Annotated in this window: 16 protein-coding genes; 11 read left to right on the forward strand and 5 right to left on the reverse strand. The window is 36.8% G+C overall.

Annotated elements, in window-relative coordinates; all coding sequences use genetic code 11:
• Positions 1-7 precede the first annotated feature (7 nt).
• Positions 8-754 carry a rhomboid family intramembrane serine protease gene (locus PXC01_RS07325; protein ID WP_276471656.1) on the forward strand — a complete coding sequence of 249 codons (747 nt, stop codon included), beginning with the start codon at positions 8-10 and terminating at the stop codon, positions 752-754.
• A gap of 7 nt (positions 755-761) precedes the next feature.
• Here the strand turns inward: PXC01_RS07325 and rlmB are convergent, their stop codons facing one another.
• The 5 genes from rlmB to PXC01_RS07350 all read right to left on the reverse strand — a co-directional run bounded on the left by rlmB (position 762) and on the right by PXC01_RS07350 (position 8783).
• The gene (rlmB, locus tag PXC01_RS07330; RefSeq protein WP_276471657.1) at positions 762-1496 is read right to left on the reverse strand and encodes a 23S rRNA (guanosine(2251)-2'-O)-methyltransferase RlmB; all 735 of its coding nucleotides are present in this window, start codon (positions 1494-1496) and stop codon (positions 762-764) included.
• 66 nt (positions 1497-1562) lie between these two features.
• A complete protein-coding gene (locus PXC01_RS07335; RefSeq protein ID WP_276471658.1) occupies positions 1563-2852 on the reverse strand; it encodes an arylsulfotransferase family protein in 1290 nt (429 codons plus the stop codon).
• A gap of 86 nt (positions 2853-2938) precedes the next feature.
• A complete protein-coding gene (locus tag PXC01_RS07340) occupies positions 2939-3820 on the reverse strand; it encodes a hypothetical protein (protein ID WP_276471659.1) in 882 nt (293 codons plus the stop codon).
• An 11-nt stretch (positions 3821-3831) separates the two neighbouring features.
• Positions 3832-5541 (reverse strand): SusD/RagB family nutrient-binding outer membrane lipoprotein, encoded by a 1710-nt coding sequence (locus tag PXC01_RS07345; RefSeq protein ID WP_276471660.1) that lies wholly within the window; start codon positions 5539-5541, stop codon positions 3832-3834.
• Between the two features lie 11 nt (positions 5542-5552).
• Positions 5553-8783 (reverse strand): SusC/RagA family TonB-linked outer membrane protein, encoded by a 3231-nt coding sequence (locus PXC01_RS07350; protein ID WP_276471661.1) that lies wholly within the window; start codon positions 8781-8783, stop codon positions 5553-5555.
• A gap of 399 nt (positions 8784-9182) precedes the next feature.
• On the opposite strand from PXC01_RS07350, the gene rpsL reads away from it, so the two are divergent.
• From rpsL to rplV, 10 genes are all read left to right on the forward strand, one after another.
• Entirely contained in the window at positions 9183-9557 is a 375-nt protein-coding gene (gene rpsL / locus PXC01_RS07355) for a 30S ribosomal protein S12 (protein ID WP_036152127.1), read from the forward strand.
• Positions 9558-9580: 23 nt separating this feature from the next.
• Positions 9581-10057, forward strand: coding sequence for a 30S ribosomal protein S7 (rpsG, locus tag PXC01_RS07360; protein WP_116770427.1), 477 nt, complete (start codon positions 9581-9583; stop codon positions 10055-10057).
• 6 nt (positions 10058-10063) lie between these two features.
• Positions 10064-12196, forward strand: coding sequence for an elongation factor G (fusA, locus tag PXC01_RS07365; protein ID WP_276471662.1), 2133 nt, complete (start codon positions 10064-10066; stop codon positions 12194-12196).
• A gap of 9 nt (positions 12197-12205) precedes the next feature.
• The gene (gene rpsJ / locus PXC01_RS07370) at positions 12206-12511 is read left to right on the forward strand and encodes a 30S ribosomal protein S10 (RefSeq protein ID WP_007094989.1); all 306 of its coding nucleotides are present in this window, start codon (positions 12206-12208) and stop codon (positions 12509-12511) included.
• 145 nt (positions 12512-12656) lie between these two features.
• Positions 12657-13274, forward strand: coding sequence for a 50S ribosomal protein L3 (gene rplC / locus PXC01_RS07375; protein WP_036152131.1), 618 nt, complete (start codon positions 12657-12659; stop codon positions 13272-13274).
• A 5-nt stretch (positions 13275-13279) separates the two neighbouring features.
• Entirely contained in the window at positions 13280-13912 is a 633-nt protein-coding gene (rplD, locus tag PXC01_RS07380; protein ID WP_276471663.1) for a 50S ribosomal protein L4, read from the forward strand.
• Positions 13913-13916: 4 nt separating this feature from the next.
• A complete protein-coding gene (gene rplW / locus PXC01_RS07385) occupies positions 13917-14207 on the forward strand; it encodes a 50S ribosomal protein L23 (RefSeq protein WP_036152136.1) in 291 nt (96 codons plus the stop codon).
• Positions 14208-14216: 9 nt separating this feature from the next.
• A complete protein-coding gene (gene rplB / locus PXC01_RS07390) occupies positions 14217-15041 on the forward strand; it encodes a 50S ribosomal protein L2 (RefSeq protein WP_276471664.1) in 825 nt (274 codons plus the stop codon).
• A 14-nt stretch (positions 15042-15055) separates the two neighbouring features.
• The gene (gene rpsS, locus PXC01_RS07395) at positions 15056-15334 is read left to right on the forward strand and encodes a 30S ribosomal protein S19 (RefSeq protein WP_027064825.1); all 279 of its coding nucleotides are present in this window, start codon (positions 15056-15058) and stop codon (positions 15332-15334) included.
• A gap of 3 nt (positions 15335-15337) precedes the next feature.
• Positions 15338-15745, forward strand: a complete 408-nt coding sequence (rplV, locus tag PXC01_RS07400; protein ID WP_073242600.1) for a 50S ribosomal protein L22 — start codon at positions 15338-15340, stop codon at positions 15743-15745.

Raw genomic sequence — 15745 nt, forward strand, 5'->3', positions numbered from 1 at the left:
TAAGTTCATGTCAGAAATTGGACATTTTAAGTTTTCTAATAAAGTGCTGGCTATTCCTCTATTTGCCATGATTACCATATGGTGCGTGTATTGGGTGGAATTGATTTTGGGCGTGAACTTTAATGAAATGGGGGTAATGCCAAGAACATTATTGGGATTGCGCGGCGTAGTGTTTAGCCCGTTTATTCACGGTTCTTTAAAACATTTATATAACAATACAATTCCTTTAGGCGTATTGCTTACGGCACTTTGGTACTTTTATAAGGATGTTGCCTGGAAAGTAGTTTTGTATGGTATACTATTATCAGGGTTAATGACTTGGCTAATTGGTAGAACATCTTACCATATTGGTGCAAGCGGACTCATTTATGTCTTGGCAAGTTTTATTTTTTTTAAAGGAATATTTAGTTCCCATTTTAGGCTAGTAGCACTTTCTTTAATTGTCGTCTTTATATATGGAAGCATGCTTTGGTATATATTTCCAGTTAAGGAAGGAATGTCTTGGGAGGGACATTTAGCTGGTTTTATTACGGGATTGTTACTTGCCAAAATGATTAAAGCTAGAATTCCGCCTGCCAAAAAATACGATTGGGAAAAGGAAGATTTTAGAGAAGAAGATGATTTATTCTTACGGCATTTTGATGAAAACGGAAATTTCAGGGAACTACCCATGGAAGAAGAATTTGAAGATGATGAAGGTTTTAAATACAACTATATCTTCAAGAAGAGCCCTAAAACTGATTCAGATAAATGATCTGTAGTTACATACGTTGGCGGACAGCTTCGTATAAGAATACGGCACAAGCAACGGAAACGTTTAACGATTGAATTTCTCCAAGTAAAGGAAGTTTAGCCCTATAATCAGATGCTTTTAAAATTGAAGGAGTAATACCACGATCCTCTGCGCCCATAACAATAGCTATGGAATCAGTGAAAGGAACATCATAAACTGAATCATCTGTTTTTTCAGTAGCGGATACAACTTTAATTCCTGAAGCCTGTAAATAGAAAACGGCATCTTTTAAATGGTCTACCTTTGCAATGGGAACTCTATAAGCGGCACCTGCGGAGGTTTTGATCGTATCTGCGGTTACAGGAGCGGCACCTTTCTTTTGAACAATAATACCATTCACGCCTGTACATTCGGCAGTTCTAATAATAGCACCAAAATTACGTACGTCGGATAGTTGGTCCAATAATAAAAATAAAGCAGGCCCTTCTTTTTCGTTAACCCTTTCTACCAAATCTTCAAGGGTATGAAATGCGATAGGGGAGATGTTGGCAACAGCGCCCTGGTGGTTGTTTTTTGTAAGTCTGTTCAACTTTTCAATAGGCACATAGACCATATTGATCTCATTACGGCGCAACAAACCTTCAAGTTCTTTCATAAGGTCGCCTTTAAGACCTTTTTGTAGAAATACCTTGTCTATCTCTTCATTTGAATTGACAGCTTCTATAATGGCTCTCAAGCCATAAATTTGAGTGGTTTTTTGCATGGGGCAAAGGTAAATAAAAACCGCCCAACTTTTGTTGGGCGGTTTTAAATAATAAGGTTAATTGTCTTAGTTGGTTGGTAGGTCTAGGTTTATTATGGCACTATCGGTATAGTCAAAGTGATAGCCTCTCCAGAAAAAACCGAGTGTATTGTAACGCCACAGTATTTCGCCATTGTTTGAAACTTCCCAAAAACCAAAATCTCCTTCAGTTATAAGTACGTTGCCGTTCGGTAAAATATCTGCACCAGATACCCTGCCGGCAAAAAGATCGGGATCCGTGAAGCTCCATACTACCTCCGGTTCATTATTTTGGTTTGATTCTAAATTAAGATTTTCTGGAATTTTAAGTTCATATACGGTAGATTGGTCTGTATTTATTCCATTAGAATAGATTAAAATATTTCCTTTTTTTTCTCCCTCTAATAAATTCGGATGGTGATTGCGGTTAAATAATCTTGTTCCATTTTGATTTTTATACGCACTAGGATTTCCAAATCTATAAATTAAGTCTCCGCCTAAATTATAGTTTCCTCCTCTGCTAGTTTTAGCTTGTGCCGTGGTTGTACTGTGGTCAATAATCCAAATTTCGCTATAGTAATTTACACTTAAAAATATTAGGTCTTTGTCGGCGTCGTAGTCTATGCCATTTGCATGACTTACATCGCCAAATTCATTTTTAACTTCTAAATAATTTATGTCAATTTTGTTTGGATTTGATTGTACGTCGCCAAAATTTAGTCTGGTTTCGTCAAAATCCTGAATAATATGGTCCCACATATGCCATTCCCAAACTATTTCATTCGTTTTGGGGTCAATCTCCAAAATAGCATCATATATAATTTCTGTTTCTTGTGAGAAACCAATTTCGTTTGCATCTTCAATAGATTTTTTTTCCCAAGATAAAAATAGAATGTTCCCATTTGGTAAAACTTCTGTATCATGATGTGCTATATGATTTTCATTGGAATATTCATAACTCCAGTCAACGTTACCATTTTTATCCAACATAGATATTAAGCCTCCAAATCCCCCTAGGGTAATTTCTGGATTAAGAGATTCAAACATACTTAATAGTCTTCCGTCATCCAATAATTTGGCATCGTTACCTAAACGTTTTCCGTTTAAGTTCCATTCGTGTTTAATATCGGTTCTTTTATCCATTAAATAAACCCTGTTGGCAGATGCATCGTTTACCAATACAAGACCGTCATATACCCCAGCGGCGTTGAATACTTCTAAGCCTTCCTTGGTTGGAAAATCAATGGTGCTTACAGGTACGTTATCATCACTATTGCATGAAATTAATGTTATGCTTATAAATGCTAAAAATAACTTGAGCTTAGAATAGTTTTTCATATCAGCTAAATTAATTTAATTAATCTTTAATATAAAAAAAAGGCTGTCTAAAAGACAGCCTTTAAAAAATATGTTTTTATAAATATTTAATCACATGTATTAAATTGTTCTCCTTCGGCAGGTCCATCGGCTCTATTACCGTCACCAATACCATCTTCAAGAAGTATTACACCGTTTGGATCAGCAAAAGTGTAAAGATTTTCACCTTCCCAATCACCAGCGGTATATGTGAATAAAAACCTTGAGGTACCTGCAGGTACTGTAATAGTTTCTACTTTTAAAGGACCAGATGTAGCATGTGTTGTTTCTACACCATCTATTGAAATAGTTATGAAACCACCGTTCCAACCATCACCGTAAACATCTTCCATTGTCAAAGTGTAATCACCAGGTTCCGGTGTTTTAAAACATACAACAACTGAGGAGTATCTAAATGGTGTTGAATGAGATGTAGTTCTAACATTTACACCTGTATCGGCAGCAGAAAATGATCTACCATCCGTAAGGTTTAAAACATATCTCAATATAAAAAGATCTCCACCGTCAATATCATCAGCTGTCAATCCAACTAAATCTAGCATTGTATCCCCAGATAAAGAATAGGTATGTTCTGGAAAACCAGAATCTCCTATGGCAAACGCTGAACCTGGTACGTTCTCTATGAATGCTTCGTCTACTGTTATAACTTCATTATTTACAGGGGTTGTATCTGCAAATAGAAGATATAAATCTATAGATTCTACAGTGTCATTTTCATCAAAATCGTTGAATAAAACTGTATTCTCCAAAGTCGATTGAGCTGGATCTAATTTGTTTATTGTACCGCCAACTGTGGATACGGTAGTAAGAACAGCACCTTCGTTGGCAGCCACGATATCCTCATCTAAAGGAGTTTCATTGTACTCACAAGAAGTGGTGAATACTAGTAGGCTCAATGAGCCGTAAAGTAATTTTCTTAAGTTTTTCATTTTTATTTTTTTTAGTTAATGAAACCTGTAGCTGGGTTAGTATCCCAAAATACTTGTTCCGTTACGTTATCTTTTTGATCAGAATTTGAGTTGTTAGAAACACTAACTGTTGGGTAGAAAAATGATCTAATAAAATTATCTACTGCACCAGCTCTAATTGGCTGTAAGTCATTTGGCGTACCTGTTCTTCTATACGTGTTGTAAGCCTCTACACCGTTACCATAAAGAGCAATATGATATTCTGTACCTATAATATTCATTCTTTCGGCATCTGACGTTGCGTTCATGTAGTTGGTAGTTATTTGATCAATATAGTCTGAAATTTCAGTCTCTGTTGGTTCAAAACCTGATCCAGCTGCTTGGTCGGCACCAAAGGCAATTACTTTATTGATTGACTGTGTAATACCTTGGGTCAAGTAGGTTAAAGCGTCTCCTGTAGTATTTAAAGTCAAAGCAGATTCTGCTAGCATGAAATTTACGTATGACGAAAGCATTATTGGAGAGATACCTTGTCCTTGTGTACCAATACTTCTACTTACTATTGGTTCAAATGAACTGTCATCAAATACTCCACCAACTGGGTAAACCCCAAAAGTAGCCCTTGATCCAGTATCTGGTGGTATACCAGAATTATCTCCATGATCTCTACCCCAGTAGCCAGGAAAATCTGTAGTACAAAATGGTATTGAAAATCCGTAGTGTGCAGGAGGTAGTGCACCAAAGCAATCCTGTTCTACCGTATTTTCTGCATTTCTATCTAGCTGTCTGTAAAAATAGTAGCGTAATCTTGGATCAACAACAGTTTTATCATTGACACCTGCATTTAATTCGTTCATTAAATGATTGGACATGTAATCTCCAATAATACCGGGAGAGTCAAACTCACCTGCAAAACTAGGATGTCTACTGTCTGGATTATTATCCGTAGATGACCAATTAAATTGAAAGTCATCTGCTGGAGAAGAAATATAATCTCCTGAAGCAATAATAGCATTTATACCACTTGTTGAAATAGTGCTATTTACAAATTCAGAATCGCCAGATGATAATAATCTAGATTGTAGATATAACTTTAATTTTAAAGTATTTGCAAGTTTTATCCATTTATCGCTATCACCTCCATAAAATAAGTCTGATGTGTAAGTTACAGCAGATGTTGCATTTAAATTTGCTATAGCTTCATCTAACAAGTCTAACATTGCCCCGTAGGTTTGATCTCCTGGGTCTCTGCTCGGATTTGAAACACCGGCAACAGCTTCAGAGTAAGGAATGTCTCCCATAAAGTCTACAAGCGTAGTTACGGCATAAGCTTCAATAATCTGAGCTATTCCTAAATGTTGAAAAGCTTCCTGTTCTATTGCTAAAGGTTCAAGGGCTCTGTTGTTTGAGATTATGGTTGAGTAAACCTGTTCCCACTCAAAATTAAATTCGTTCGCAGTATAGGAGTTTTGATAAACAAGACCGTTCATATGTCCAAGTCTTGTTACTTCCATACCTGGGTTAGACATTCCACCATTACCGCCACTGGCGCTAGTACCCTCAAAGAATTCTGCTAAGGTTACTTGGTTTGAATTAAGGAAAAAATTCAAATCGGCCTGTGATAAGGAAATTGCATTGGGATCATCTAATAGATCTAACTCTATAGTCTCGCATGCTGTGCCCAACAATAGTAGGCCAGTAGCGAATATTTTTAATAATGATTTATGATTTATTTTTTTCATTTTTATTTTTTTTAAAATTCAACCTTCAGACTAAAGCCATATCTAGCAGCACTTGGACCAGAAAAGAAATCTAGACCTTGGTTGTTACCAACACCAGTACTGTTAACATTAACATCAAAGTTAGCATCCTTAGGTGTATTGAATGATCTATACCATAGGTTAGACCCAAGTAGTGTAACATTGATTTTTGAGAAAGGTGTATTTTTCAACATTTTTTCAGTAAAATCATATGATAGGCTTACCTCATTTAAACGAAGCATACTACCATCATAAACCTTAAAATTAGAAGGTCCAAAAAGCCAGTTGCTAAAAGCAATATCAGTTGCATTGATTTGAACATTGTTTGGTTCACCTGTTGTTTGATTTACTCCTGGTAAGATATAAGTTCCTTCTCTAGAGAAAGGGAATTCAATCACACCTCTATTTTGTAATGTAGATATTGTTCTTGAATAAACATCACCGCCATGTCTGTAAGCCAAATCAACTCCTAATCTCAACGTTTTATAGCCAATATTAGTTCTAAAGTTAGCAGTGTAATCAGCATTTGGATCACCAATAACATTATCTATATCAGCTGTAGCAACATAGTTACCATCGTCACCAACTAAGAAGTTGCCGTCGTCATCGGTATCTACTGTTGAGCCTAAGAATACACCGTAAGGTTGCCCAACTACTGCAGCGTTTCTTGCATCAGCAGTTGTTGCTGAACCACCAATGGTAATATTGTCTACTCCGTCAGGTAGTTTTGTAATAACTGGCTCATCAGCATAAAAAGTAAGACCGAAATCTAAATTAAGACCTTCAGGGTTTCTTAATAAGTCTAATGTTAAACCAACTTCAATACCTTCGTTTTCTAAATCACCTGCATTAATATACGTTTCCGTGAAACCTTCACTAGGAGGTAAATCTCTAAACGTAATCAAATCTGTAGTTTTTCTTTTGAAAACACTGGCATTAAGACCAATTCTATTATCCCAAAGTTTTGAATCGATACCAAATTCAATTTCATTGATAAGTTCAGGTGTTAAATCTGCATTACCTAATAAACCATCTGTGTCATTACCAGAAAGGTTGGTTCCGTCTTGATTTACGAACAAGTTACCGTTCAAAGCCAATGTAGTTCTTGTAGTGTATACAGGAGGGAAACCAGCTGATGAACCATATCCGAATCTTAACTTTAAATAGTTGAGCGCTTTACCTTGTAAACCTTCAATAGCTGCAGTAGGTATAAAGGATAAACTTGCAGATGGATAGAATATAGTGTTATTACCCGTTTCTAATGTCGATGTCCAGTCATTACGACCCTGCGCGTTCAGGTATAAATAATCTTCATAGCTTAACGTTAAATCTGCAAAAGCACCAAATGTATTCTGTCTTGTTTGCCTTTGAATTGAATTTCCGCTGAATGAATTAATTGTAGACTGGTTTGTAAAGTTAAAGTGTCTTAATACACCAAATACTACTTGGTTTGTGCTCTCAACACCATCTCTGTCAAATTCTTGACGGTTAGAATTAAAACCTAAAATACCTTTAAAGTTTACCTTGTCTGAAATATCTTTATCATAATTTATAGAGAAGTTATGATCAAAATTTGAGCTTACAATACTTGTAGTCCTCAAAAGACCTAATGGATTACCGTCTATACCACCTTTGTTTTGTGCATAAAATCCGTTTTCAGTATATGTATTAAAACCAAATCTGTATGCTGCGGACAAATTATCGTTAAACTGGTATACCGAACTGAAACTTGTAAAAATGTTTGTAGTCTTTTGACCTGTTCTATTGTTTTTAACTGTCCAAAAAGGGTGTTGTATACCATTTGTTTCTCTGTAGTAAAGAGATCCTCCGTCTAATCTTTCAAAAGGAATATTTACTAAATCAACGTTTCTAGGCGTGTAAAATAAATCACTAAAGATAGATGCACCACCACCGATAACACCACTACCTCTTGAGGCTGCAATTGGAGGGGATTTGTAGTCGGTTACCGCTACGTTCATAGAGGCATTAACTCTTAATTTTCCTAAAGTACCGTTACCGCCTAAAGTATAACTGTTACGCGATAATTCATTACCAGGTGTAAACCCTTCATCGTCTAGTTTTGTATATCCTACATTGTATCCAAAATCACTATTTCCACCAGATAAATTAATATTGGTAGTTGTATTGAATCCTGTTCTGAAAAAATTCTTAACACTATCATATGGTTTCAACTCATATTCCGATGCTGCTAAATCTTCATAACCTTCAATGAACGCTTGGTTTACATTTGTTGCGAACGGGTGAGTTACAAATACTGTTCCGTCTTCTCCTGATCTTATGAAATAATCACCATAAGATGCTGTAGGGTCTTTGAATCTTGGTCCCCAGTTACTAAAAAACCATCCAAAACCATTGTTGAAACCTCCAGCATACTCATCTTGGTAGGTTGGTAAGTGTGGTGTACTTTGAAATACAGATTGGGTGATAGATAGTTTAGAGCTTCCTTGTTTGTTAGAGCCTGAACCAGATTTTGTTGTAATTAAGATTACACCATTTCTACCTCTGTTACCATATAGAGCTGTTGCACTTAAACCTTTAAGTATACTGATATCTTCAATATTGTTTGGGTCAATGTCTAACGAACGGTTAGACTCTGTAACGTTATCAAAGAAATCACTTTGTTGATTTGCACCACTATCAAAAGGTATACCGTCAATTACAAAAAGAGCTTGGTTGTTACCTGTAATAGAAGTATTACCTCTAATAACAATATTTGAAGAAGATCCGCTTAAACCATTAGATGCAGTAATGTTAACACCTGGTGCTTTACCTTGTAAAAGACGACCTAAATCACCTTCGGATTTTTGCTCCAATTCCTCTTTTCCAACTTTACTAACCGCATAACCAAGAGATTTTTGTTCTCTTTTAATACCAAGGGCCGTTACAACCACCTCATCAAGTGCTTGAGCGTCTTCTTCCATTGAAATGCTAATGGTTGAGCTTGAACCAACAGTGGCTCTTTGTGCTTTCTGCCCTATATAGGTAAAAAGTAATGTTTCCCCTTCTGAGGCCATAATTGAATAGTTACCATCGAAATCTGTTTGGGTACCTGTTGTGGTGCCCTCAACTACGATGTTAACCCCGGGCAAAGGAAGCCCTCCTTGATCGGTAACCGTACCGGATACCGTTTTTTGCTGTGCAAAAGAAATATGCACAACTAACGCCAATAGTAGCGTTAACAATCCATTTAGTTTTGTTCTCATTTTTAAATTATTTGAATTAGCTAGCGACAAACTTCACAATAATGTGTTAATAATGCAAGATAATTTTAATAAAACTTTAAGATTGTTATATAAAATCAGAAGTTACAGATAAAACACGATCCATATTTAAAGTTAAATAATTCGACACCCTTTATTTTATCATATTCGCAATTCTTCACAAAAACTCAAAATTTTCTGCATTTTATTCAAATCAAAATTTGTATGTGTTTAGATGCGTTTTGTTTTAATTTTTAAGATGGTTTTTGCAAGTATTTTTAGGTGCGAAAATCCAGACTTTGAAAAAAAATAAAAATAAATTCATAATGATTTGAATTTTACTGAAATATGACTACATTTGCCGACCCTTAAAGTAGGGGTAATTTTTATATATTATATAGTATGCCAACAATATCACAATTAGTACGAATAGGAAGAGAGACGATTACTAAGAAGAGTAAATCGGCTGCTTTGGATTCGTGTCCTCAGAGAAGGGGTGTTTGTACACGTGTTTATACTACCACGCCTAAGAAGCCAAATTCAGCTATGAGAAAAGTAGCTAGGGTTAGGTTGACGAATGGTAAGGAAGTGAATGCTTACATTCCGGGAGAGGGTCACAATCTTCAAGAGCACTCGATAGTATTAGTAAGAGGCGGAAGAGTTAAAGATTTACCAGGGGTAAGGTATCATATTGTACGTGGTGCATTGGACACAGCAGGTGTGGCCGGTAGAACACAACGTAGATCTAAGTATGGTGCAAAGCGACCTAAGAAGTAATTAAACTTGTTTAAAAAGAAGTAATGAGAAAAAGACAGGCAAAGAAAAGACCACTTTTACCGGATCCAAGATTTAATGATCAGTTGGTGACACGTTTCGTCAATATGATGATGTGGGATGGTAAAAAATCAGTTGCTTTTGGTGTTTTTTACGATGCAATTGATATCGTAGATGCTAAAAAGACCGATGATGAGAAGACAGCTTTAGAGCTTTGGAAAGATGCGTTAAGTAATGTAATGCCTCACGTAGAGGTTAGAAGTAGAAGAGTTGGTGGTGCAACATTTCAGATTCCAATGCAAATTAGACCAGACCGTAAGATATCAACAGCTATGAAGTGGTTGATTAGTTATGCTAGAAAGCGTAATGAAAAAGGTATGGCCCAAAAATTGGCTGGTGAAATTTTAGCTGCTGCAAAAGAAGAAGGTGCGGCGGTTAAGAAAAGAGTCGATACGCACAAGATGGCTGAGGCAAACAAAGCATTTTCGCACTTTAGATTCTAAATAGACATGGCAAGAGATTTAAAATATACAAGAAACATAGGTATTGCTGCGCATATTGATGCTGGTAAAACTACTACGACTGAACGTATACTTTTTTATACGGGTGTAAGTCATAAAATAGGTGAGGTTCATGATGGTGCTGCTACTATGGACTGGATGGAGCAAGAGCAGGAAAGAGGTATTACAATTACGTCTGCTGCAACTACTTGTACCTGGAAATTTCCTTTGGAGAATGCAAAAGAATTGCCTGACACCAAGGATTATCACTTTAATATAATAGATACTCCTGGTCACGTTGATTTTACCGTAGAGGTAAATCGTTCTTTACGTGTATTGGATGGTTTGGTCTTTTTGTTTAGTGCTGTTGATGGTGTTGAGCCTCAATCAGAGACTAACTGGAGATTGGCTGATAACTATAAGGTTCCTAGGATAGGTTTCGTGAACAAAATGGATCGTCAAGGTTCTAATTTCCTTATGGTTTGTAAGCAAGTTAAGGAGATGTTAGGTTCAAATGCTGTGCCAATTGTACTTCCTATCGGTGATGAAGCTGATTTTAGAGGTATTGTTGATTTGGCAAAGAATAGAGCAATTGTTTGGCATGATGAAGGATTCGGTTCTACATTTGATGTAATTGATATTCCTGAAGAAATGAAAGCTGAAGTTAAGGAGTACAGAGCTGCCTTGATTGAAGCTGTTGCTGAATATGATGAAGAGTTGATGGAGAAGTTCTTTGAGGACGAGGATTCTATCACAGAAGAAGAGGTGCATGCTGCATTAAGAGCTGCGGTTATGGATCGTGCAATCATTCCTATGATTTGTGGTTCTTCATTTAAGAATAAAGGTGTTCAGTTTTTATTGGATGCTGTTTGTAGATATTTGCCTTCTCCTGTGGATAAGGATGATATTGAAGGAACAAACCCTGATACAGGTGCTGTTGAAAAACGTAAGCCAAATGTGAAAGAGCCTTTTTCGGCTTTAGCATTTAAGATTGCTACCGATCCTTTTGTAGGTAGATTGGCATTTTTTAGAACATATTCTGGTCGTTTAGATGCCGGGTCTTATATATTGAATAACCGTTCAGGTAAAAAGGAGCGTATTTCACGTATTTATCAGATGCATTCAAATAAACAAAATGCTATCGATTTTATCGAAGCAGGTGATATTGGTGCTGCTGTAGGTTTCAAGGATATTAAGACTGGTGATACGATGTCTGATGAAAAGCATCCGATAGTATTGGAGAGTATGGACTTCCCAGAGCCGGTAATTGGTATTGCTGTGGAGCCAAAGACCAAAGCTGATGTTGATAAATTAGGTATGGCTTTAGGTAAGTTAGCTGAAGAAGATCCTACGTTTACCGTAAGAACTGATGAAGCTTCTGGACAAACGATTATATCTGGTATGGGTGAGCTTCACTTGGATATTATTGTTGACCGTTTAAAAAGAGAATTTAAAGTAGAGGTAAGTCAAGGTGAGCCTCAGGTAGAATACAAAGAGGCTTTAACTAAAACAGCTTCACACAGAGAGACTTATAAGAAACAATCTGGTGGACGTGGTAAATTTGGTGACATTGTATTTGAAATGGGTCCTGCGGATGAGGATTTTGATGGTGAAGGATTGCAATTCGTTGATGAAATCAAGGGTGGTCGTATTCCAAAAGAATTTATTCCATCTGTAGAAAAAGGATTTACTGTTGCTATGCAAAATGGTCCTTTGGCCGGTTATGAAATGGATTCAATGAAAGTTGTGCTTAAGGATGGTTCTTTTCACCCTGTAGATTCTGATGCGCTTTCTTTTGAACTGGCTGCAAAGATGGGTTACAAAGCTGCCGGTAAAGCAGCAGGTGCCGTTATTATGGAGCCAATCATGAAGTTAGAAGTTATTACCCCTGAAGAAAACATGGGTGATATCGTTGGAGATTTAAATAGACGTAGAGGTACCATTGGTGATATGAGTGATAGAGCTGGGGCAAAAGTGGTTAAAGGTACAGTTCCATTATCTGAAATGTTCGGATATGTAACTTCTTTGAGAACATTGTCTTCTGGTCGTGCAACTTCAACAATGGAATTTTCGCACTATGCAGAAACTCCTTCTAATATTTCGGAAGAAGTTATTAAAGCAGCAAAAGGTATAACAGCATAAATTTAGGACATGAGTCAGAAAATTAGAATAAAACTAAAATCTTACGATCACAATTTGGTAGATAAGTCTGCTGAAAAGATTGTAAAAACGGTAAAGACTACCGGTGCTGTTGTAACAGGACCAATTCCTTTGCCAACACACAAGAAGATATTTACAGTTTTGCGTTCACCGCACGTAAATAAAAAGTCTAGAGAGCAGTTCCAATTGAGTTCTTATAAGAGATTATTGGATATTTATAGTTCTTCGTCTAAAACTATTGATGCACTTATGAAGTTAGAGCTTCCTAGTGGTGTTGAAGTAGAGATTAAGGTGTAATGCAATACCTGACCTTGTAAAGGGTTGGGTGACATGTCCTAAGCTGCGTGCGAGGGAAAAACGGATAAAAATAATTTAGGGTTAAATTATTTTGACCCTATTTTTTTGAGTTGAATTTAATAAGTAATAATTAATATAAATAAGTATGTCTGGGTTAATAGGAAAGAAAGTAGGCATGACCAGTATTTTTGACGAGAATGGAAAAAACATTCCATGTACCGTTATTCAAGCTGGACCATGTGTAGTTACCCAAGTCAGAACCGAAGAGGTCGACGGGTATAGTGCCCTTCAACTTGGTTTCGATGACAAGGCAGAAAGTCGTGCTATTAAGGCTGAATTAGGCCATTTTAAAAAAGCAGGTGCTTCTCCTAAGAAAAAAGTCGTTGAGTTCCGAGATTTTGAAGGTGAATTTAAATTAGGTGACACCGTAGGTGTTGATGTTTTTGCTGAAGGACAGTTTGTAGATGTTATTGGTACGTCTAAAGGTAAAGGTTTTCAGGGTGTTGTAAAACGTCATGGATTCGGTGGTGTTGGTCAAGCAACACATGGTCAGCATAATAGACTTAGAGCTCCTGGTTCTATTGGTGCGGCATCATATCCGGCAAGAGTATTTAAAGGTATGAAAATGGCCGGTAGAATGGGTACTGATCGTGTAACAGTTCAGAACCTTAGAGTTTTAAAAGTAGTTCCTGAAAAAAATCTTTTAGTAGTAAAAGGTTGTGTTCCGGGCCATAAGAATGCTTATGTAACCATACAAAGGTAGATGTAATGAAGATAGCAGTTTTAGATATTAAAGGAAAAGACACAGGTAGAAAGGCAGACCTTTCTGATGATGTTTTTGCTATAGAGCCTAATGATCACGCGGTTTACCTAGATGTAAAGCAGTATTTAGCTCATCAAAGACAAGGTACTCACAAAGCAAAGGAAAGAGCTGAGATCGCTGGTAGTACAAGAAAAATTAAGAAACAAAAAGGTACAGGTACTGCAAGAGCAGGTAGTATTAAATCACCAGTTTTTAGAGGTGGTGGTAGAATATTTGGACCAAGACCTAGGGATTATAGTCAAAAGTTAAATAAAAACTTAAAGCGTTTGGCAAGAAAATCTGCATTGACTTTAAAGTCTAAAGAAAATGCGATTTTGGTAGTTGAGGACTTTGATTTTGATACTCCAAAAACTAAAGATTTTATTCAGGTTTTAAAGACTTTAGGTCTTGAGAATAAAAAGTCTTTAATAGTGTTGGGTGATTCAAATAAAGGTGTATATTTGTCTTCGCGTAATTTTAAGGGCTCAGAAGTTATAACTAACTCAGAATTAAGTACTTATAAAATTCTTCATGCAAATAGTGTGGTGTTGTTAGAAAGCTCTTTAGAAGGAATTGAATCGAATTTAAATAAACAATAATATCATGAGTGTGTTGATAAAGCCAATTATAACGGAAAAAATGACTGCTGATAGCGAGTTGAACAACCGTTATGGATTCGTAGTTGACCCTAAGGCTAATAAATTGCAGATTAAAGATGCGGTTGAAGCTACTTATGGTGTTTCTGTGAAGAAGGTTCGTACAATGAATTACGGTCCTTCAAGAAAATCCAGATATACAAAAACTGGTGTGCAACATGGTAAGACGAACGCTATTAAAAAAGCCATCGTTGATGTTGTAGAAGGTGATATTATCGATTTTTACAGTAATCTATAAAGACAAGAAATGTCAGTTAGAAAATTAAAACCAATCACTCCAGGACAGCGTTTTAGAGTAGTAAATGGATTTGACGCCATTACTGCTGATAAGCCGGAGAAGAGCTTGCTTGCTCCGTTAAAAAAGTCCGGAGGTAGAAACAGTCAAGGAAAAATGACTATACGCCAAAAAGGTGGTGGTCATAAGAGAAGGTATCGTGTAATAGATTTTAAAAGGGATAAGCAGGATGTTGCTGCAACCGTTAAAACTATAGAGTACGATCCAAATAGAACTGCATTTATTGCTCTTTTGGAATATGCGGACGGTGAAAAGCGTTATGTAATCGCTCAAAACGGTTTACAGGTTGATCAGCAGGTTTCTGCCGGTGCTACTGTAGCTCCTGAGATCGGTAATGCGTTGCCATTGAGTGAGATTCCATTGGGTACTATAATTTCGTGTATTGAGTTAAGACCTGGTCAAGGGGCTGTTATGGCTCGTAGTGCAGGTACCTTTGCTCAATTAATGGCAAAAGACGGTAAGTTCGTTACTGTTAAAATGCCGTCTGGTGAAACTAGATTAATTCTTTCAGGTTGTATGGCAACTATTGGTGCCGTATCTAACTCAGATCATCAATTATTGGTATCAGGTAAGGCTGGTAGAAGTAGGTGGTTGGGTAGAAGGCCTAGAACTAGACCGGTAGCTATGAACCCTGTCGATCATCCAATGGGTGGTGGTGAAGGTAGAGCTTCAGGTGGTCATCCAAGATCGAGAAACGGAATACCTGCTAAAGGATTCAGGACCCGTTCTAAGACCAAGAGTACCAACAAGTATATAATCGAACGTAGAAAGAAATAAAAAAGTAGAAAGAAATGGCACGTTCACTAAAAAAAGGACCTTACGTTCACTATAGTTTGGAAAAGAAAATCCAGCAAAGTGTATCATCCGGTAAGAAAGCGGTAATTAAAACTTGGTCTAGGGCATCTATGATCACTCCTGATTTTGTTGGGATGACTATAGCTGTGCACAACGGAAAACAATTTGTACCTGTTTTTGTAACAGAAAACATGGTAGGACATAAACTTGGGGAATTTTCACCAACTAGATCTTTTAGAGGTCATGCAGGTGCGAAAAACAAAGGAAAAAAGTAAGCTATGGGAGTTCGTAAAAAACAGATGGCCGAAAGAATAAAGGCTGAGAAAAAGATGGTAGCTTTCGCTAAGTTGAACAACTGTCCTACTTCACCTAGGAAAATGCGTTTGGTCGCAGATTTAATTCGCGGTGTAAAAGTAGAGCAAGCTTTGGCGATATTAAGATTCAATCCTAAGGAAGCATCTAGAAAGTTGGAGAAATTGTTGCTTTCTGCTTTGGCAAATTGGCAAGCGAAGAATGAAGAGGCTAGTTTAGAGGATGCTGATTTAATCGTAGCTGAGATTAGAGTAGATAGTGGTGCAATGTTAAAGAGATTGCGTCCTGCTCCACAAGGTAGAGCACATAGAATTAGAAAACGTTCAAACCATGTTACATTGGTTTTGGGGTCAAAAAACATAACAGAAAACTAG

The organism is Maribacter huludaoensis, from assembly GCF_029350945.1.
In the GTDB taxonomy this organism is placed as follows: Bacteria; Bacteroidota; Bacteroidia; order Flavobacteriales; family Flavobacteriaceae; genus Maribacter; species Maribacter huludaoensis.